This is a genomic window from Bacillus sp. FF-1 (genome assembly GCF_028548245.1).
Classification (GTDB): domain Bacteria; phylum Bacillota; class Bacilli; order Bacillales; family Bacillaceae_G; genus Bacillus_A; species Bacillus_A paranthracis.
Genome location: NZ_JAQQGG010000003.1, coordinates 537,633 through 558,270 on the forward strand (window position 1 = coordinate 537,633; position 20,638 = coordinate 558,270).

The following is a 20,638-nucleotide window of genomic DNA, read 5'->3' on the forward strand; positions in this document are numbered from 1 at the left end:
AAAACCTATGTTATAATACGGTTCATGCGCAACAATAGGAGGTAAATTATGTTAAAAAAAGCAATCGCTGAATTTATTGGTACGTTTGTACTAGTATTATTCGGAACTGGAGTAGCTGTCATTGGCGGCGGAATTGAAGGAATTGGAACATTAGGAATCGCTATGGCTTTCGGTCTATCTATTGTGGCTATGGCATATAGCATCGGAACAATTTCTGGATGTCACATTAACCCAGCAGTATCAGTAGCTATGTTCATCAATAAAAGAATGAACGCTATGGAACTTTGTTATTATGTATTAGCTCAAATTTTAGGTGGTTTATTAGGAACTGCAACGTTAGTAACAATTTTAAAATCTGCTAAAACACCTTTAGATAATTTAGGACAAAACGGTTTTGGAACTCTTGGTTTATCTGGAGCATTTCTAGTTGAATTTATTTTAACTTTCGTATTCATTTTAGTGATCGTTGCTGTAACAGGTAAAAAAGGAAGTTCTTCTCTAGCAGGATTAGTAATTGGTTTCACATTAGTTTTAGTTCACTTATTAGGTATTCCGTTAACTGGAACTTCTGTTAACCCAGCTCGTAGTATCGCCCCAGCTTTATTCGCTGGCGGAGAAGCCCTTTCTCAACTATGGGTATTCATCATCGCACCAATTCTTGGTGGTATCGTAGCAGCTATCGTAGGTAAATTCATTTTAAATACTGAAAAATAGAATTTTCAATATTTCTGAATAAAAAAAGGCGAGCCCTCATTATGAGGATGCTCGCTTTTTTACTCTTTCATTTTAGACTTTAAATTTGTAACTAGTTGATCTACCGTTACATTTGCAAGTACATTTTCCATCGCTTCTTGTGCTTGCATTAAAATAATTTCTAATACTGATTGAATATTAGCTCCTACTGGACATTCAATGTTGGGATTTTCATGGAAGGAAAATAGCTGTCCTTCTTCTACAACTTCCACTGCTTTATATACATCAAGTAATGTAATTTCTTCTAAATCACGAGCAAGTGTCGTACCACCTTTACCAGCTTGTACATCAACAAGTCCTGCTCTCTTCAACATTCCTGTAATGCGACGAATCACAACTGGATTTGTATTCACACTACCGGCAATCCATTCAGAGGTACAGCGAGAGTTTCGATCTATCGCAAGTAATGTCAGCATATGAACACCTACTGTAAAACGACTACTAATTCCCATCTGCACACCCTCCTTTTTATTCATTCTATTAAAAGACGACTCTTATTATTATATACTATTTTTAATTTATACATAAAGAAAAAGCATGATTTCATTAGGAAATCATGCTTTTCTCTCATTATTGACGCTTTATAAATTTCGCTAAGTCTTTAAATTTCACTTTGTCTGAGTAATTCATTACACCATTTACGTAAATGCGGCTTGTTAGCATATTGACGATAACAATAGTCACCAATAAAATGACTAACGTCACAATAATTTCTACAGTGCCCGCTTCACCAGATACAAGTCTTGAAAAAGTAACCATAGGTGTAAAGAATGGAATATATGAACTAACTATAGCTAATGTACTATTTGGATCAAATAATGATTTAAGACTAATAAAAAATGCCGCCATACCTAACATTGTAATTGGGAACGAAAGAGATTGCACATCCTCAATTTTTGATACAACAGCACCAACCGCTGCATATAGCATTGCGTATAGTAAGTAACCCGTAACAAAATACACAAAGAACATACTAATTACTACAGCATCCAATTTAGAAAAATCTAGTGTAAGTCCTATTAAGGATGCATTATCTAAATCCACCCACCCTAATAAATTTGGTACAAGAAAACCGAAAGAAGCAATAACAAGTAATAGTAAAGCACTAGAAACAATTGCTAAAATTTTGGCATGTAGCATTGTTAATGGTTTTACTTTCGGAAGCATTAACTCCATAACACGAGATGATTTTTCAGATGCCACAGTTGTTCCAATTGCAGCACCAAAGATAACAATAAACATATATAAAGCAAACGAGAAAACATAACCAATTCCAAAGGAAGATGCATGATCCTTTACTGCCTCTTGCTTTAACGGAATTTCCATCTGTAACTGTTTGGCTACTTCTGCAGATACATTATTTTTTTCGATCATTACCGCTGTATATTGTTCTTTTAAATAACTCGCCATAAGTGTAGCAGTTGATTGACTTGGAAAACCACTATACATATACGTCACTTCTGGAATACCATTCTTTTCTGTAATACGGAATAAACCGTCTAAATCCCCATCTTCTACTTGCTTACGTAACTCATTAAACTTATCCTTATTTTCTACCGTTACTTTAGCAGACGGGAGTAACTTTGTTACATCACTTTCTTGCACTTTATACGTATCACTTTCTGTTACTACAGCAAATTTATCTTTTCCTTTATCATTATCAGCAGTGAAATGATTAAAGGCAAAAAGACCAAACACAACTAAAAACAAAATCGCACTCGTAATTAATGATTTTTTAGATAAAAATGCTTCTCTAAAATAAAATGAAAATACGTGAGAAAATTTACGCATCGTTATTTCGCCCTCTCTACAAAGATTTCGTTTAACGTCGGCTCTAACATCTTAAATTGTCGTAAGGTAACACCTTGTTCTTGTAATTGTTGTAAAATGTTTAGAGCTTCTGCATCATCTTGTACTCGCACATAAAGAAGGCCTTGTTGTTTTTCATACGATACATGTATAGATTCTAATCCCTTCTCATTCACTTCTGTATCTTCAATCGTTAAATTACGAAAACCATATTGTTTTTTAATATCACTTAACTGACCTTTTACGACTGCTTCGCCTTTTTTCAGAATACATACATGTTGGCAAAAAGCCTCTACTTGTTCCATACGATGACTAGATAAAATAATTGTCTTTCCGCTCTGTACTTGTTCTTCAATAATGCTAGCTAACATTCCAGCATTCACTGGATCCAGTCCGCTAAATGGCTCATCTAAAATGAGAAGTTCTGGATTATGAAGAAGAGCAGCAATTAATTGAATTTTTTGCTGGTTCCCTTTTGAAAGCTCTCCTGCTGTTTTAAATTTATATTCTGGTATTGCTAATCGATCTAACCAATGATCAATAGCAAGATCTACTTCTTTTTTCGTCATTCCTTCTAATCTACCAAAATATCGCAACTGGTCTATTACTCTACTTTTAGTATATAAACCTCTTTCTTCTGGTAAGTATCCTATCGTTACCCCACTAGTCCCAAATGGTTTTCCATCCCATGTAATAGAGCCTTCATTAGGCGTTAATAATCCGAGAAGCATTTTGATTGTCGTTGTTTTTCCTGCACCATTTCGTCCAAGTAATCCTAACACTTCACCTTTTGGTAACGAAATTTGCAAGCCGTTAACTGCTTTTGATTCCCCAAATTGTTTCGTTAAGTTTTGAATTTGTAAACTCAAAGTATAAAGCCTCCCCTTTAGTATCATTCATACTCTCTTTCAAAGACTATGTTTATTCAGGATAAAATATAGCACTACACTCCATCCTCTTATTATGTAGCATCTCTCTAATCCATCATTTGTTTCATTTAGTTAAAATTGTAAATAAAATTACATAGTTTGTCAATTATTATTGTCATTTCGACAATTAAACTTGTCAAAATAATTCCCATCATTTTTTCTCATCTTTCTAATATAGGACATACTACTATATATACAAAAGACAATATGCAAATGTTCATACAAAAAATATTATTTTTCGATATATAATATTAACTGGTTTTCTAACATCAAGGAGGGTACATATGAAGATGAAAAGGGGCATTACCACTTTATTATCTGTAGCGGTTCTATCTACATCACTTGTAGCATGTTCAGGAACACAAGAGAAAACAGTGGCGAAAGAAGAGAAAGTAAAATTAACAGACCAGCAATTAATGGCTGATTTATGGTATCAAACAGCCGGTGAAACGAAAGCACTGTACTACCAAGGATACAATATCGGTCAATTGAAACTTGATGCAGCTCTTGCAAAAGGAACCGAGAAAAAACCCGCTATCGTACTTGATTTAGATGAAACTGTTTTAGATAACAGTCCTCATCAAGCAATGAGCGTAAAAACAGGAAAAGGCTATCCATATAAATGGGATGACTGGATTAATAAGGCTGAAGCCGAAGCCCTTCCAGGTGCAATTGATTTCTTAAAATATACAGAGTCTAAAGGTGTAGATATTTACTACATCTCAAATCGTAAAACGAACCAACTAGATGCAACAATTAAAAATCTTGAGCGTGTAGGCGCTCCTCAAGCAACGAAAGAACATATATTACTACAAGACCCGAAAGAAAAAGGAAAAGAAAAACGACGTGAACTCGTTTCTCAAACACATGATATCGTCTTATTCTTCGGTGATAACTTATCTGACTTCACTGGTTTTGATGGAAAGTCTGTAAAGGACCGAAACCAAGCAGTAGCAGATTCAAAAGCACAATTTGGTGAGAAATTTATTATTTTCCCTAATCCGATGTATGGTGATTGGGAAGGCGCTTTATATGATTATGATTTCAAAAAATCAGATGCAGAAAAAGATAAAATCCGCCATGACAACTTAAAATCATTTGATGCAAAATAAAAGAGGATGGCATGTGCCCTCCTCTTTTATTGCATATTTCTCGTTAAAGGTAAAATAAACACTTCTACACGTCTATTTTTCGCTTTTCCTTCTTGCGTATCATTTGGAGCAATTGACCGATATTCTCCGTAACCAACTGCACTAAATTTTCCTGGTTGTAATTCTTTATTTTGCAGTAATACTTGCATAAAATTAACTGCCCGCTGCGTACTTAATTCCCAGTTCGATGCAAATTGCGCATTTGCAATAGGAACATTATCTGTATGTCCAGATACTGTGATTTCACGAGGTGATGCTGAAACCAGTAAATTAGACATTTCTTTCGCAATACTTAACGATTCTAATTTTACGTCCGCTTTCCCAGAATCAAATAGTACATTTTCTAATATCGTTACCTTCAATCCCTTTTCTGTTAAATCAGTTTTAAAAGAAGAAGATAATCGATTTTCCTCAATATACTTATCAATACCTTTTTGTACCGCTTTTAATTCGTTCATTTCTTGTTGCTTTACTTCAGCTTCAGCATTCTTTTTAATCTTCTCAGACTCTAAACTACTTGCTGATAATTCCTTTTCATCATTTGGCTTCTGATCACTTAAAAATTCTTTGTTACCTGTTCCACCAGCTAATTCACTTCGAAAAGCAACAGCCATCTGTTTAAACTTAGCAGCATCTATACTGCTCATTGCGAATAAAACGATGAACAATGCAAACAACAACGTTAACATATCAGAATAAGGGATTAGCCAAGTTTCATCGATATGTTCTTCGTGTTTTTTCTTTTTACTTCTTCTATTTTTTTTACTCCGCATTTTTTTCTGCCCCTTTTTCAAGCTTTTTGCGCTCAGTTGCAGAAAGTGCACCTAAAATGCGGTTCTTCATAATAAACGGATATGTACCTTCTTGTAACATTAATAAACAATCAATAATTAAACGTTTTTTCTCTAATTCAGCTGCAGATTTTTGCTTTAATTTATTTGCAAATGGATGCCATAGTATATAACCTGAGAAAATACCAAAAATCGTTGCAATAAATGCACCCGAAATAGCGTGACCTAACTTTTCAATATCAGTTAAATTACCAAGTGCAGCTACAAGACCAATAACAGCACCTAAAACCCCTAATGTTGGTGCATATGTACCAGCTTGAGAAAAAATTGCTGCCCCCTTTGCATGCCTTTCTTCAATTGCTTCTAATTCAGCTTCTAAAATCTGTTCTAAATCTTCTGCAGATACGCCATCAATCACAAACTTCATACCACGCAAAAGAAATTCATCTTGAATTTTGTCTAATTGCTGCTCTAAAGACAAAATACCGTATTTTCTACTTTCAGATGTCCAATGAACAAACAATTCTAGCAACTGTTCATAACTTAAATCTTTTTTATTAGAACCAAAAAGAACTTTAAATAATTTTGGAATCTTTTTTAATTGATCCATCGGAAATGCGATACATACTGCAGCAAATGTACCAACAAAAATAATTAATGCTGCGGCAGGATTAACTAAGGCCATTACGTCAGCGCCCTTGACGACCATCCCTACAACTACCGCCACTACTCCTAAGATGATTCCAATAAGTGTTGCAAAATCCATTCCCATTCACTCCTAGTCTATACAAGAAGTTCTTTATTCTCGATAATCGCTACATCTTCTTATGTATATATATTACATAAAAAATGAATTTCATGAAAGATAAGAAATGAATTATATAAAAAAATACTACAATTCCACACATTTTCTGACATTTTCTTTGCATTTCTATTACGTTACGACTCTTATATTTCTTTTTCAGTAAACTAGACTTATAATAAAAAACGATACATATTTTATTAAGAAAGGATTGTGATTACAAGGCATCATGAAAAAAATAATCCTTATTTCTGCCGCTACTATTGTAATCGGTATCACTTCTTTCGCTTACTTTGATTCTAAATCGCCACTACAAAATGAGGCGAAAGCTGTCGAAAGTCAACAGCATAATAATCACCAAAAAGAAGAGATTCCTGCTTTTCCAAAAGCTGATCATAACGCCAAGAAGCTAGACAATGATTTTTCCGTTGTAACAAATCCAGATTCTAACCTTGTATTAGTTAATAAACATCGAAAACTACCAGATGGATATACACCTGAAGACTTAACAAGACCAAATGTACCATTTACTAGTCCAAAAGATAAAGAAAAAACATTGCTACGCAAAGATGCTGCAGATGCGCTTGAAAATATGTTTGCAGCAGCAAAAAAAGAAGGACTTGAACTTACAGCTGTATCTGGTTATCGTTCATACAAACGCCAAAAATCATTACATGATACATACGTTAGACGTCAAGGAAAAGCTGAGGCAGATTCAGTAAGCGCCATTCCTGGTACGAGTGAACATCAAACTGGTTTAGCAATGGATATTAGTTCAAAATCTGCTAAATTCCAATTAGAGCCTATTTTTGGAGAGACAGCCGAAGGTAAATGGGTTGCAAAACATGCTCATGAATTTGGCTTTGTCATTCGTTATTTAGAAGATAAAACAGAAACAACAGAATACTCATATGAACCATGGCATTTGCGCTACGTTGGAAATCCATACGCTACATACATATATAAACATCATTTAACATTAGAAGAAGCGATGGAAGACAAAAAATAAGAGAGCATGTTGCTCTCTTATTTTTCTTTCACTCTATTATTGTAGTAATTTTTTCTTCCACTCTTCAGGCCACGGTTCGCCTCTTCCTGTTTTTTTCGACGCTTGGACCATCATTCCACGACCAACTAAACAAACCTCTCCTTCTGCATTCTTCACCATATAATGCAAATCTAATGAAGAATTTCCAACTGATCCCGCTTTTACATACACCTTCAACTGTTCATCAAAATATATTTGTTTAATAAAATTACATTGTAAATCCGCAACAACAATCATCGTTTCTGAAGATTCATGCGTCCATTCTTGCATAAATCCAAGTTCTTTAAACAATGCGATACGCGCTTCTTCAAAATAGGTGAAGGCAACGACATTATTTACATGTCCAAACATATCTACTTCACCAAAACGAACCTTTACAGGATTGTAAAACGAAAAACCACTTTCCCATTGCTCAAAGTCTTCAATATAAGAAATCCTCTTCATTGTTCCCTCTCCTTTTCGCTTTAAAATAAACAGAATAAACAGAAAAATATAGTTATAAATATTGCCCCTTCGAAATGAAGAGGCAATATTTTTTAATAGTTATTGTCGCTACCAAAGAAATCTTTGAACGATTGAATTGTTGTATCACGGTTTAACGCCGCAATTGAAGTTGTTAATGGAATACCCTTTGGACATGATTGCACACAGTTTTGAGAGTTACCACAGTTTGCAAGTCCTCCATCACCCATAATTGCACGTAAGCGATCTGCTTTATGCATTTCACCCGTTGGATGTGAGTTAAATAAACGAGCTTGTGATAACGGTGCTGGTCCAATAAAGTCCGATTTACTATTTACGTTTGGACATGATTCTAAGCAAACACCACATGTCATACATTTTGAAAGCTCATAAGCCCATTGACGTTTCTTCTCTGGCATCCTTGGTCCTGGTCCTAAGTCATACGTACCATCAATTGGAATCCAAGCTTTAACACGTTTTAGAGCATTAAACATGCGACTACGGTCAACTTGTAAGTCACGAACAACCGGGAATGTCTTCATCGGTTTTAAGCGAATTGGTTGTTCTAATTGATCGATAAGCGCTGTACATGATTGACGTGGTTTTCCGTTAATCACCATCGAACATGCACCACATACTTCCTCTAAACAGTTCATATCCCATGCAATCGGAGTTGTTTTGTTTCCTTTTGAATCAACAGGATTACGACGAATTTCCATAAGCGCCGAAATAATATTCATATTCGGACGATACGGAATTTCAAACTCTTGGTCAAACGCTTGCGCATCTGGTCCGTCTTGTCTCGTAATGATGAGGCGGATTGTTTTCTCAGACATGTTGTTTATCCCCCTTCTCTTCACTCTTAGCAGCTACATCGTGTTTTGAAGAATAATCACGTTTACGTGGTTTAATTAATGAAATATCCACGTCTTCGTAATGGAATGCCGGTGCATTTCCTTCTCCTTCAAATTTCGCCATCGTAGTTTTTAAGAAGTTTGCATCATCACGATTTGGGAATTCAGGTTTGTAATGCGCCCCACGGCTCTCATTACGGTTATATGCACCAATTGTAATAACACGTGCTAATTCAAACATATTTGCAAGTTGGCGTGTAAATGAAGCACCTTGGTTGCTCCATCTCGCTGTATCGTTAATGTTAATACGTTTGTAGCGAGCCATTAACTCTTCAATTTTTGCATCTGTTTCTAATAATTTTTTATTTTCACGAACTACTGTAACGTTATCTGTCATCCATTCTCCAAGCTCTTTATGAAGAACATACGCATTTTCGTTACCATCGAGCGTTAAAATATTGTTAAATTTCTCTGTTTCGATTAATTCATTTTGTTCATACACAGTAGATGAAACAGCATCTGATGATTTAGAAAGACCTTTCATATATTCAATTGCATTTGGTCCTGCTACCATACCACCGTAAATTGCTGATAATAGTGAGTTCGCTCCAAGACGGTTACCACCGTGCATAGAATAATCACACTCACCTGCTGCAAATAAACCTGGAATGCTTGTCATCTGCTTATAATCAACCCATAGCCCGCCCATTGAATAGTGAACAGCTGGGAAGATTTTCATTGGTAGTTTACGAGGATCATCACCTGTAAATTTCTCATAGATTTCAATAATTCCACCAAGTTTAATATCTAGTTCTTTCGGATCTTTATGAGAAAGATCTAAGTACACCATGTTTTCACCGTTAATACCTAGTTTTTGCTCTACGCAAACATCAAAGATTTCACGCGTTGCGATATCACGAGGTACAAGGTTTCCGTAAGCCGGATATTTTTCTTCTAAGAAATACCATGGTTTACCATCTTTATATGTCCAAACACGTCCACCTTCACCACGTGCAGATTCACTCATCAGACGTAATTTATCGTCTCCAGGAATTGCCGTTGGGTGAATTTGAATGAACTCACCGTTTGCATAATATGCGCCTTGTTGATATACAGCAGAAGCTGCTGTACCTGTATTGATAATGGAGTTTGTTGATTTTCCGAAGATGATACCAGGGCCCCCTGTTGCCATAATCACGGCATCAGCTCGGAAACTTCTAATCTCCATAGTTTGTAAGTCTTGTGCAACGATTCCTCGGCACACACCTTCATCATCAATAACAGCTCGTAAGAAATCCCAACCTTCATATTTCGTTACAAGTCCTGCTACTTCGTGACGACGTACTTGCTCATCTAATGCGTATAGTAATTGCTGTCCAGTTGTTGCACCAGCAAATGCTGTACGGTGATGTTGCGTTCCACCAAAACGACGGAAATCAAGAAGTCCTTCTTCCGTACGGTTGAACATAACACCCATACGGTCCATTAAATGAATGATACCAGGTGCTGCTTCACACATTGCTTTAACTGGTGGTTGGTTCGCTAAGAAGTCCCCACCATAAATTGTATCGTCAAAGTGGATCCATGGAGAATCCCCTTCACCTTTCGTATTTACGGCACCGTTAATTCCACCTTGGGCACATACAGAATGCGAACGTTTTACTGGTACTAAAGAGAACAGTTCAACATTTACTCCTGCTTCCGCCGCTTTAATCGTTGCCATTAAGCCAGCCAAGCCACCGCCGACTACTATAAGTTTCCCTTTCATGCTCTCCCACTCCTTACTGGTTTGCTAGCTGTGGATCGATGAACGCTAATAATGCACTCACACCTACATAAGATAGACCTAAGAAAATAGCTAATGTTACATAAGTAGAGATTCTTTGTGAACGTGGAGATACTGTAATTCCCCAGCTGATGCAGAATGTCCATAGTCCATTTGCAAAGTGGAAAATTGTTGAAACAACACCAACTAAGTAGAATGCAAACATAGCTGGATTGTTTAAAATATCTGCCATCATGTCATAGTTTACCTCTTTACCTAACGCTGCTTGAATACGAGTTTCCCAGACGTGCCAAGAAATGAAAATCAGTGTAACGATACCTGAAATTCTTTGGAAGACGAACATCCAGTTACGGAAATAACCGTAAGAAACCGCATTGTTCTTAGCTGTAAATGCAATATATAAGCCATATATAGCATGGTACAGTATCGGTAAAAAGATAATGAAAATTTCTAGCGCATACCGGAATGGAAGGAGCTCCATAAAGCCTGCAGCTTTGTTAAAAGCCTCTGCTCCTCGTGTTGCAAAGTTGTTTACAATTAAATGTTGCGTCAAAAAGACACCAACCGGGATGACCCCCATTAATGAGTGCCACTTACGAAACGTATACTCGCGGCCTTTCATGTCCCCATTACCCCCCTTGAATGATTGACTGCTGTTTTCAGATTAGTTTATGGCAATAATGTTTTTTCACTATTGGCATAAGAAAAACTGAAAAAATTATTCGAAATATTTCAGCATAATTTGATACCAAGTTCATTTTACTCCTATTTTTGTCGAAGCGTCAAGAAAACGTATACATAATTTGCATATAATTTGCCAATTCTTTTTTTCTTCTTATATATTCAGATTTTCCCAAAGAAAAATCTGTTTTTATAAATGAGAAATGTTATATAATAATCCCTATAGAAAGAGGGGAATATTGTGAGTAAAAATACAATCGATTCAACATCTTTAGAAGATGTTTCATTGAACGCCTTCGCTTACGAATTGCTACGTGAAGAATTACTACCTGATTTAATCGGTAACGATCTAGATGGTATTTTATACTGGTCCGGTAGAAACCTTGCAAGAAAATATCCACTAGACACAATTGAAGAAGTCATTCAGTTCTTTGAAAAAGCTGGCTGGGGCACTTTAAGCATTATTGAACATAAGCGTCGTGAAATGCAGTTCCAACTTAAAGGCACACTCATCGCTGAACGTCAAAAACAAAAAAGACATTCTTCTTATCAATTAGAAGCTGGGTTCATCGCTGAACAAATTCAAAAGCAACGAAACGTCGTTGCAGAGTCCTACGAAGAAAAGAAAAAACGTTCAGACTCTATTACATTTCTCGTAAAATGGGATATAAAAGATCTCATTGAAGTGTAGCATTACCCACAGTCAACTAGACATATCAGTTTAGTTGACTTTTTGCATTTTCATTCATTTGAATTTATTTTAAATCTTCAGAAATTATACCAAAAAATAGAAGACGTTGTAAACTACAACGTCTTCTTATCCGCTAAATAACTATAAATCGTCTCTGCGACATTTTTCGGCATACCCGCTTCGACAAATTCTGTTACAGAAGCCTCTTTCATCTTTTTTAGCGATCCGAAATGTTTTAACAATATCTTTTTTCGTTTATCTCCAATTCCAGGAATATCATCGAGTGCCGATTGAATGACAGATTTCCCGTGTAATTGACGATGGAATGTAATTGCAAATCGATGCACTTCATCTTGAATGCGCTGCAATAAATAAAATTCTTGGCTATTTCTCTCAAGCATCACAGGTTCAGGTGGATCTCCAATAATTAAATGAGATGTTTTATGTTTGTCATCTTTTACAAGACCTGCCATCGGAATATATAAACCGAGCTCATTTTCTAAAACATCACTTGCAGCCGCCAGATGACCTTTTCCGCCATCAATAATGATTAAATCTGGTAAAGGTAACCCCTCTTTCAGCGCCCTTGTATAACGGCGTCTCACAACTTCTCTCATAGACTCATAATCATCTGGTCCTTGAACTGTTTTAATTTTATATTTCCTGTATTCTTTCTTAGCTGGTTTCCCATCAATAAAAGCAATCATTGCCGAAACAGGATTTGTCCCTTGAATATTTGAGTTATCAAACGCTTCAATACGATAAGGCGTTTCAATTCCGAGCTGCTTCCCTAAATTCTCTACCGCTTTAATCGTTCGCTCTTCATCACGTTCAATTAAATAGAATTTCTCTTCCAAGGCAATCTTCGCATTTTTATTTGCCAGTTCTACAAGATCTTTTTTCTTACCGCGTTTCGGCTGTGTCACTTCCACTTCTAAAAAGCGTTCTACTAATTCTGAGTCTATACTTCCTGGAACGACAATTTCCTTCGGCTTAAAATGACTGCTGTTTTCATAAAATTGACCGATAAACGTTAAGAACCCCTCTTCTGGTTCATCGTAGATTGGAAACATAGAAACATCACGTTCGATTAGCTTTCCTTTTCGAACGAAGAAAACTTGAACACACATCCACCCTTTATCAACTGCATAGCCAAACACATCACGGTCCACTAAATCACTCATAATCATCTTTTGTTTTTCCATAATCGCATCGATATGAGCGATTTGATCACGTAACTCTTTTGCACGTTCAAACTCTAGTTTCTCTGAAGCTTCATACATTTTTGTTTCTAATTCCGAACGAACTTCTTTATGTCCACCATTTAAAAACTTAATAATTTCATCTACAATTTCTTTATTTTGTTCTTCCGTAACTTCTTTCACACAAGGTGCTAAACATTGACCCATATGATAATATAAACAAACTTTATCGGGCATATTTGAGCACTTACGAAGCGGGTACATACGATCTAGCAGTTTTTTCGTTTCATGAGCTGATTGTGCATTCGGATAAGGACCAAAATACTTTCCCTTATCCTTTTTTACATTTCGCGTAATAAGTAATCGCGGTTGTTTCTCAGCTGTAATTTTAATAAAAGGATATGTTTTATCATCTTTTAATTGAATATTATATTTTGGGTCATGTTTTTTTATTAAGTTTAACTCCAAAATGAGCGCCTCTAGATTTGAGGAGGTTACAATATATTCAAAATCTACAATTTCCCCTACTAGCCGAAGTGTTTTTCCATCATGCGAACCAGTAAAGTACGAGCGCACACGATTTTTAAGCACTTTTGCCTTTCCGACATATATAACCGTTCCTTGCTTATCTTTCATTAAATAACAACCAGGTTGATCTGGTAAAATAGCCAACTTCTCTTTTAAATGTTCGTGCACTCGTTACCCTCCATTTCTACATGCTTAGCATTTTTATTTTCACATGAAAACATACTATGCCAAAACACCCAACATACGTTCTTTCATTGTAACGGAAAGGTGTAAAAAAGGAAAATAAAAAAGGCTACCAAATGGTAGCCTTTTTATTTTAGAAGTGTTTAGAAACTAATTCTACTAACGCTTCTTTCGGTTTGTAACCTAACGCTTGATCAACTACTTTACCGTCTTTTAATACGAAAAGAGCTGGAATGCTCATTACTTCGAATTGACGAGCAGTTTCTTGATTTTCATCCACGTCTACTTTTACTACTTTTACTTTTTCGCCTAGTTCTGCATCAATTTCCTCTAATACAGGAGCGATCATTTTACAAGGTCCACACCAAGGTGCCCAGAAATCTAATAATACAACACCTTCGCTAGTTTCTGCTGCGAAGCTTTGGTCATTTGCGTTTACAATTGCCATTTTATTTCCTCCTTCAAGTATATTCTACCAAGAGTATATCATTAACTTATATACGTGGCGAATAATATGTATCGTTATGTATTGTAACAAAAAAGTGTTCCTTTATACTATATAAAAATACGGATTAAATACTAAAAAGATGAGAGACAGGGGATCTCTCACCTTTTTCTATATATAGGGGTACTTCACTTGGAACTCAAGGGTACTCAAATCATGAATGTACTTTTAACTTTTTAAACTCTTCTGTTAAAAGAGGTACCACTTCAAATAGATCGCCAACAATACCGTAGTCAGCTACTTTGAAGATACTTGCTTCTGGGTCTTTATTAATCGCAACGATTATTTTTGAGTTAGACATACCAGCTAAATGCTGAATCGCTCCAGAAATACCGCATGCAATGTATAGGTCTGGCGTAACAACTTTACCAGTTTGACCAATTTGTAATGAGTAATCGCAATACTCAGCGTCACAAGCACCACGAGATGCTCCAACAGCGCCGCCTAATACGTCAGCTAACTCTTTTAATGGCTTGAACCCTTCTTCACTCTTCACACCGCGTCCGCCAGCGATAATCACTTTTGCTTCAGAAAGATCAACGCCTTCTGCCGTCTTACGGACGACATCTTGAATGATTGTACGTAAGTCTTTCACATCTACTGTAATAGAAGACACGTCACCACTGCGAGACTCATCTTTTTCAAGCGTTGCGATGTTATTTGGACGCACTGTCGCAAATAAGATGCCGTCTGTTACAATCTTCTTCTCAAACGCTTTACCAGAGTAAATTGGACGAGTAAAGATAACATTTCCACCTTCAACTTCTAAAGCAGTTACGTCAGAAACTAGACCAGCCTCAAGCTTCGCTGCTAATTTTGGTGATAAATCTTTCCCAAGTGCTGTATGTCCAAATACAATACCTTCTGGATTTTCTTCAGCATATACAGCTAAAAATGCTTGTGCATAGCCATCAGATGTATATGATTTTAATTTATCATTTTCAACTGTCACAACGCGATCTGCACCGTAATGAATCAATTCATTTGCAAAAGAAGCAACGCTGTCTCCAACTAGAAGACCTACTACTTCACCGCCTTCTGCAATTGTTTTTGCTGCTGCTACCGCTTCAAACGAAACGTTACGTAGCGATCCATCACGAACTTCACCCATTACTAATACTTTACGAGCCATAGATTTTCCCTCCTGCATATATAATTTCGTATTTTATTAGATTACTTTCGCTTCTGTATGGAGCAACGATACAAGTTCTTTTACTTGATCTTGCAGCTCGCCTTGTAACACTTTTCCTGCATCTTTCTTAGGAGGCAAATAGATTTCAATTGTTTTTGTCTTTGCTTCCACATCATCTTCTTCTAAATCTAAATCATCTAATTCTAATTCTTCTAGTGGCTTTTTCTTCGCTTTCATAATACCTGGAAGCGATGGATAACGAGGTTCATTTAAACCTTGCTGTGCTGTTACTAAAACTGGTAATGAAGTTTCAATCACTTCTGTATCACCTTCAACATCGCGCTCAATCTTCACGTTTGTACCGTCAATTTCAAGTTTTGTAATTGTCGTTACGTACGGAATATTTAACGCTTCAGCTACACGCGGACCAACTTGTCCAGATGCACCATCAATTGCAACGTTTCCGCCTAAAATTAAATCTGCATCTTTATCTTTTAAATATTCAGCAAGCACTTTTGCTGTCGTGAACTGGTCACCATTTTCTACATCATCTTCAATATTAATTAATACCGCTTTATCGCAGCCCATCGCTAACGCCGTACGAAGTTCTTTCTCACTATCTTCGCCACCAACTGTTACGACAGTAACTTCTCCACCTTGTGCGTCTCTTACTTGAATTGCTTCTTCAATTGCATATTCATCGTAAGGGTTGATGATGAATTCCGCTTCGCCATCGTAAATTGCACCGTTTTTAATTACGATTTTTTCTTCTGTATCAAATGTTCGTTTCATGAGTACGTAGATGTTCATTCCATTTACCCCCTTGTTTTTCAGAAAGATTCTATCAATTTTAATTTTCTGTTAATTTATATTAAAAAAATAATTGAACTACCTGCCGCTAAATGAAGGCTTACGTTTTTCTAAAAACGCCGCTACACCTTCTCTTCCATCTTCACTCGTAAATACTTCACCAAAGATTTGAGCTTCGCGTTGTACACCTTCATAATAATGAGACGATTTCGTCGTTTGCAATAACTCTAGTACAGCACGAGTCGTCGCTGGGCTTTTTCCAGCAATCTGTTTTGCAACTTTAAGCGTATCATCTAAAAATGTTTCTTCAGCAAAAACTCCGTTAACTAGTCCCCATTTTAATGCTTCTGCACCAATAATCGGTGTACTTGTTAACATCATTTCACAAGCTTTCGCTTTCCCAACATAACGTGGTAATCGCTGTGTACCTGCAAATCCAGGAATTAATCCAAGTGTTAATTCAGGTAAACCAAGTTTTGCACTTTCAGTTGCAAAGCGCATGTGGCAAGACATAGCAAACTCAAGGCCGCCGCCAAGTGCCGCTCCATGAATTGCCGCGATAACTGGTTTTGAACATTTTTCAACGCGCTCAAACGTAACTTGTCCAAGCTGCGCTAATTCAGTCGCTTGCTTCGCTTCAGTAACAGATGTAAATTCTTTAATATCTGCTCCCGCCGAGAAGAAGCGCCCTTCACCGTGAATAACAACAACACGAATGTTATCATCCTTCTCCACTTGATCAATTAATTCAGTAACGTCATGCATAACTTGTGAAGACATCGCGTTAGCTGGCGCATGATTTAACGTAGCCACCGCGATATGATCTTCAACTCTTACAGATAGGAATTTCAACATGATCCCTCCCATTATTGACGATAACCACAAGCTGCAATAAGTAGCCCATGTACCGTTTTTGAAAGTGCGACCAGATCATACTTATGATCGCTCATTACCCAATTGGTCACAACTTCATCTACTGTTCCAAAGATCATTTGTCTTGCCACGCGAACATTTAAATCCGCTTGGAATTCACCTTGCTTTATACCAGTCTCTAAAATCTCATCAATAACTTGTAAGTAGCCTTTTAATACTTCATTTATTTTCAGGCGTAAGTCTTGATTGGACTGTCTTAGCTCTAATTGCGTAACGATAGCAAGAGGATCATTTTGCGACAACAGCAAGAAGTGCGTTTCTACCAACATGAATAACTTCGATACAGCGCTTTCAATTCCTGCTGTTTTTTGACGAATTGTTTCGACAAATTCTCCCATCTTCTCTTGGAATAAGGATATTAATATATCTTCTTTATTTTTAAAATATAAATAAATCGTGCCATCAGCTACCCCAGCTTGCTTTGCTATTTTAGAAACTTGCGCTTGGTGGTACCCATTCTCCGCAATCACAATGACTGCCGCATCAATAATTTGATTGTATTTCGGTCTATTTTTCTTCACTTTACTGTCCCCTTCAAGAAGATGACTGAATGAATAGTCATTCATATTCTTATAATACTGACTATTTAGAAAAGTGTCAATCCCATTTTTTCAAAAAGAAAGGGCCTTAGCCCGTTTGCTCATCCTCATTCTTTCTTTTCTCTTCCTCAATTAGGACACGGCGCAAAATTTTCCCAACTGTCGTTTTCGGCAGTTCATCTCTAAACTCATATACTTTCGGAACTTTATAGGCCGCTAAATATTTACGAGCAAACTGATTTAATTCTTCCTCAGAACACTCTGTACCTTCTTTTAACACAACAAACGCTTTAACTGTCTCTCCCCTATACGGATCGGGAACTCCAATCGTCACTACTTCTTGCACTTTTTCATGCTCATATAATACTTCTTCTACTTCACGAGGATACACATTAAATCCACTCGCAACAATCATATCTTTCTTACGATCTTTCACATAGAAAAAGCCATCTTCATCCATGTAGCCAACGTCCCCTGTATGGAGCCATCCATCTTGCAGTACAGCTGCTGTTTCTTCTGGCTTATTCCAATATCCTTTCATAATTTGAGGACCTTTTACTACAATTTCACCGATTTCTCCCGGTGGTAATGCCTCACCAGTTTCAAGCGACATAATCATTGCTTCTGTATCTGGCCACGGAACTCCAATGCTACCTGGCACTCGCTTTTCCCATAAAAAATTACTATGTGTAACTGGAGATGATTCTGTTAAACCATATCCCTCTACGAGTTTACCCCCTGTAACTGTTTCGAACTTTTCCTGTACTTCTACTGGTAGTGGTGCTGATCCACTAATACAAGCACGAATAGACGAAATATCGTATTCTTTTAAAAGCGGGCTATTTAAAAGAGCGATATAAATAGTTGGTGCTCCTGGAAACAATGTCACTTTATGCTTCTTAATCGCTTCAAAAACCATTTTCATATCAAATTTTGGAATAAGAACCATTTTGTATCCTTGCATAATACTTAAATTCATGACAGCCGTCATGCCATACACGTGGAAAAATGGAAGAACCCCAAGAACGACTTCTTCTCCTTCTTTGCAATTATATAACCATTGAACTCCCATCAAAGTGTTAGAAACGAGGTTTTTATGCGTTAACATAACGCCTTTCGGAAATCCAGTTGTTCCTCCTGTGTACTGTAAAAGAGCTAAATCATTTTCAGGATCACAAGGCACCTCAACATCCGTATTCACTTCTTTTTCTACTGAGTTCCAAAGGTGAATCGTTTCACTCTCTGATACTTTCACAACTAAATTTGACTGTTTTTTCTGCACAAATGGATACAATAGATTTTTAGGGAAGGGCAAAAAGTCCGCAATACGAGTTACGATAATATGCTCAATTTTTGTAGCAGATTGAACATTCGTTACTCTTGGGAACACTAAATCGAGGCAAAGAATGACTTTTGCTCCCGAGTCATGAAGTTGATATTCTAATTCTCTTTCTGTATATAATGGATTTGTTTGGACTACGATACCTCCCGCAAGTAATGTACCGTAATAACCGATTACAGCTTGCGGACAATTCGGCAACATAATGGCAACTCGATCACCCTTTTCCACACCGAGCTTTTGAAGATAATTTGCAAATCTCTTCACCTTATCATGAAAGTCTGAAAATGTAATATCCTTCCCTAAAAAGTGAAGCGCTTTCTTTTCTGGGTAGCGAGAAGCCATCTGTTCTACATATTTATGAAGCGGCTGAATATCATAAGAAATTGTACTTGGAATTTCCTCTGGATAATTTTTCAACCATGGTTTTTCCACCTTCATTCCCCCTTCAAATACATAAAAATAAATGAATGTTCATTCATGAGGTTGTTTTCATTATATTATAGTCACCATAACGTTACAATCATAATATTCTGGCTTTTATATAACTATGCTTCACTCCATTAACTTCTTATTATATGTACAAACTCTCCTAATCTATAAAAAAATAAGAGAGTTATTATTTAGCTTAATCTTATTATCGTTAACACAGCTCCTGGTGTAGTTGTTGATAATGTTGCAACAGCTAACAAACCAAATAGTTGCAAACTAATAGCATCTCCTGCTGCAAGAGTTGTAATAATTGTTGCGCTAAATGATGTAGTTGCTAACGCAGGAGAATTGATCGTCCCAGCAAGTGGTGCTCCATTAATTGTAATCCGTGAACTGACTAATAACGAAGCCGTTATATTAATTGTATATGAAATATAATAATTCCCAGCATTTGCAACCGTAAATACTGTATTTCCACCAGAAACAGTAATTCCTGGACCGATGTTTTGATTATTCGGAAGCGGGACATTCGTTCCACCAAGAAGTACCGATATCGCTGTTCCCGACGTATTATTTGCAAATGCATACGTCGCCGTGATACTTGTACCTGTAGCTCCGGTTGCCCCCGTTGAGCCTGTTGGACCTGTTGCTCCCGTTATTCCTGTCACTCCGGTTGGGCCCGTTGCTCCTGTCGCTCCCGTTATTCCTGTTGCTCCCGTTGCTCCCGTTGCTCCCGTTGCTCCCGTTATTCCTGTCGCTCCCGTTGCTCCTGTTATTCCTATTGCTCCTGTTATTCCTGTTGCTCCTGTTATTCCTGTCGCTCCCGTTATTCCTGTCGCTCCCGTTGCTCCTGTTGCTCCTGTTATTCCTGTCGCTCCCGTTGCTCCTGTTATTCCTGTTGCTCCTGTTATTCCTGTCGCTCCCGTTGCTCCTGTTATTCCTGTCGCTCCCGTTGCTCCTGTTGCTCCTGTTATTCCTGTTGCTCCTGTTATTCCTGTTGCTCCTGTTATTCCTGTCGCTCCCGTTGCTCCCGTTGGACCTGTTGCTCCCGTCGGACCGGTTGGGCCTAGCTTAGGCACTGTCCCATCGCAACTAAAACAACACGAATCAACATGTACACCATTTTGATTATTACAACTACAATATCCATTTATATTATTTCTCCATGAAGACATGTTGATCACTTCCTTTACTTCGATCTTTTAAGTAAAATCATCTAGTTAAAAAACACCTATCTAACTAACAAAGAAATAATTTACTTAATAGGATAAACACAGA

At 37.0% G+C, this 20,638-nt stretch carries 21 protein-coding genes; 4 read left to right on the forward strand and 17 right to left on the reverse strand.

Features of this window, described 5'->3' with window-relative positions:
* Positions 1-48: 48 nt before the first annotated feature.
* Positions 49-714, forward strand: a complete 666-nt coding sequence (locus tag PQF83_RS13255) for an MIP/aquaporin family protein (protein ID WP_000913198.1) — start codon at positions 49-51, stop codon at positions 712-714.
* Between the two features lie 59 nt (positions 715-773).
* Here the strand turns inward: PQF83_RS13255 and PQF83_RS13260 are convergent, their stop codons facing one another.
* The 3 genes from PQF83_RS13260 to PQF83_RS13270 form a co-directional block, all read right to left on the reverse strand.
* Entirely contained in the window at positions 774-1,205 is a 432-nt protein-coding gene (locus PQF83_RS13260) for an Rrf2 family transcriptional regulator (RefSeq protein WP_000512998.1), read from the reverse strand.
* 118 nt (positions 1,206-1,323) lie between these two features.
* Positions 1,324-2,544 carry an ABC transporter permease gene (locus tag PQF83_RS13265; protein ID WP_001225004.1) on the reverse strand — a complete coding sequence of 407 codons (1,221 nt, stop codon included), beginning with the start codon at positions 2,542-2,544 and terminating at the stop codon, positions 1,324-1,326.
* A 2-nt stretch (positions 2,545-2,546) separates the two neighbouring features.
* Positions 2,547-3,431 carry an ABC transporter ATP-binding protein gene (locus tag PQF83_RS13270; protein WP_000058124.1) on the reverse strand — a complete coding sequence of 295 codons (885 nt, stop codon included), beginning with the start codon at positions 3,429-3,431 and terminating at the stop codon, positions 2,547-2,549.
* 344 nt (positions 3,432-3,775) lie between these two features.
* On the opposite strand from PQF83_RS13270, the gene PQF83_RS13275 reads away from it, so the two are divergent.
* Entirely contained in the window at positions 3,776-4,603 is an 828-nt protein-coding gene (locus PQF83_RS13275) for a 5'-nucleotidase, lipoprotein e(P4) family (RefSeq protein WP_000782776.1), read from the forward strand.
* Between the two features lie 26 nt (positions 4,604-4,629).
* On the opposite strand, the gene motB is transcribed toward PQF83_RS13275, so the two are convergent.
* Positions 4,630-5,415 carry a flagellar motor protein MotB gene (motB, locus tag PQF83_RS13280; RefSeq protein WP_001256753.1) on the reverse strand — a complete coding sequence of 262 codons (786 nt, stop codon included), beginning with the start codon at positions 5,413-5,415 and terminating at the stop codon, positions 4,630-4,632.
* The gene (gene motA, locus PQF83_RS13285; protein ID WP_000344867.1) at positions 5,405-6,199 is read right to left on the reverse strand and encodes a flagellar motor stator protein MotA; all 795 of its coding nucleotides are present in this window, start codon (positions 6,197-6,199) and stop codon (positions 5,405-5,407) included. Before motA ends, motB begins: the two co-directional genes overlap by 11 nt.
* 265 nt (positions 6,200-6,464) lie before the next feature.
* Between motA and PQF83_RS13290 the strand changes: the two genes are divergently transcribed.
* Positions 6,465-7,244 carry a M15 family metallopeptidase gene (locus PQF83_RS13290; RefSeq protein ID WP_000720579.1) on the forward strand — a complete coding sequence of 260 codons (780 nt, stop codon included), beginning with the start codon at positions 6,465-6,467 and terminating at the stop codon, positions 7,242-7,244.
* A 36-nt stretch (positions 7,245-7,280) separates the two neighbouring features.
* Here the strand turns inward: PQF83_RS13290 and PQF83_RS13295 are convergent, their stop codons facing one another.
* The 4 genes from PQF83_RS13295 to sdhC all read right to left on the reverse strand — a co-directional run bounded on the left by PQF83_RS13295 (position 7,281) and on the right by sdhC (position 11,007).
* Positions 7,281-7,727: an acyl-CoA thioesterase gene (locus PQF83_RS13295; protein WP_000822740.1), complete on the reverse strand. Its 447-nt coding sequence runs from the start codon at positions 7,725-7,727 to the stop codon at positions 7,281-7,283.
* A gap of 92 nt (positions 7,728-7,819) precedes the next feature.
* Positions 7,820-8,581, reverse strand: coding sequence for a succinate dehydrogenase iron-sulfur subunit (gene sdhB / locus PQF83_RS13300; protein ID WP_001291826.1), 762 nt, complete (start codon positions 8,579-8,581; stop codon positions 7,820-7,822).
* Positions 8,574-10,367 carry a succinate dehydrogenase flavoprotein subunit gene (gene sdhA / locus PQF83_RS13305; protein WP_000676735.1) on the reverse strand — a complete coding sequence of 598 codons (1,794 nt, stop codon included), beginning with the start codon at positions 10,365-10,367 and terminating at the stop codon, positions 8,574-8,576. The genes sdhB and sdhA overlap by 8 nt, the downstream gene beginning before the upstream one ends.
* A 13-nt stretch (positions 10,368-10,380) precedes the next feature.
* Entirely contained in the window at positions 10,381-11,007 is a 627-nt protein-coding gene (gene sdhC / locus PQF83_RS13310) for a succinate dehydrogenase cytochrome B558 (protein ID WP_000678352.1), read from the reverse strand.
* Positions 11,008-11,307: 300 nt separating this feature from the next.
* Between sdhC and PQF83_RS13315 the strand changes: the two genes are divergently transcribed.
* A complete protein-coding gene (locus PQF83_RS13315; RefSeq protein WP_000042219.1) occupies positions 11,308-11,757 on the forward strand; it encodes a YslB family protein in 450 nt (149 codons plus the stop codon).
* A 113-nt stretch (positions 11,758-11,870) separates the two neighbouring features.
* Here the strand turns inward: PQF83_RS13315 and uvrC are convergent, their stop codons facing one another.
* From uvrC to PQF83_RS13355, 8 genes are all read right to left on the reverse strand, one after another.
* Entirely contained in the window at positions 11,871-13,655 is a 1,785-nt protein-coding gene (uvrC, locus tag PQF83_RS13320; protein WP_000544280.1) for an excinuclease ABC subunit C, read from the reverse strand.
* Between the two features lie 148 nt (positions 13,656-13,803).
* Positions 13,804-14,118: a thioredoxin gene (gene trxA / locus PQF83_RS13325; RefSeq protein ID WP_001018943.1), complete on the reverse strand. Its 315-nt coding sequence runs from the start codon at positions 14,116-14,118 to the stop codon at positions 13,804-13,806.
* Positions 14,119-14,329: 211 nt separating this feature from the next.
* Complete coding sequence (gene etfA, locus PQF83_RS13330; protein WP_000101965.1) at positions 14,330-15,307, reverse strand: electron transfer flavoprotein subunit alpha; 978 nt, start codon at positions 15,305-15,307, stop codon at positions 14,330-14,332.
* A gap of 36 nt (positions 15,308-15,343) precedes the next feature.
* Positions 15,344-16,117, reverse strand: coding sequence for an electron transfer flavoprotein subunit beta (etfB, locus tag PQF83_RS13335; protein WP_001029030.1), 774 nt, complete (start codon positions 16,115-16,117; stop codon positions 15,344-15,346).
* 78 nt (positions 16,118-16,195) lie between these two features.
* A complete protein-coding gene (locus tag PQF83_RS13340; protein WP_000911290.1) occupies positions 16,196-16,972 on the reverse strand; it encodes an enoyl-CoA hydratase in 777 nt (258 codons plus the stop codon).
* 11 nt (positions 16,973-16,983) lie between these two features.
* Positions 16,984-17,571, reverse strand: a complete 588-nt coding sequence (locus tag PQF83_RS13345; RefSeq protein ID WP_000742222.1) for a TetR/AcrR family transcriptional regulator — start codon at positions 17,569-17,571, stop codon at positions 16,984-16,986.
* A gap of 106 nt (positions 17,572-17,677) precedes the next feature.
* Positions 17,678-19,363 carry a long-chain-fatty-acid--CoA ligase gene (locus PQF83_RS13350; protein ID WP_000414715.1) on the reverse strand — a complete coding sequence of 562 codons (1,686 nt, stop codon included), beginning with the start codon at positions 19,361-19,363 and terminating at the stop codon, positions 17,678-17,680.
* A 188-nt stretch (positions 19,364-19,551) separates the two neighbouring features.
* Positions 19,552-20,535 carry a BclA C-terminal domain-containing protein gene (locus PQF83_RS13355; RefSeq protein ID WP_196240833.1) on the reverse strand — a complete coding sequence of 328 codons (984 nt, stop codon included), beginning with the start codon at positions 20,533-20,535 and terminating at the stop codon, positions 19,552-19,554.
* Positions 20,536-20,638: the final 103 nt, after the last annotated feature.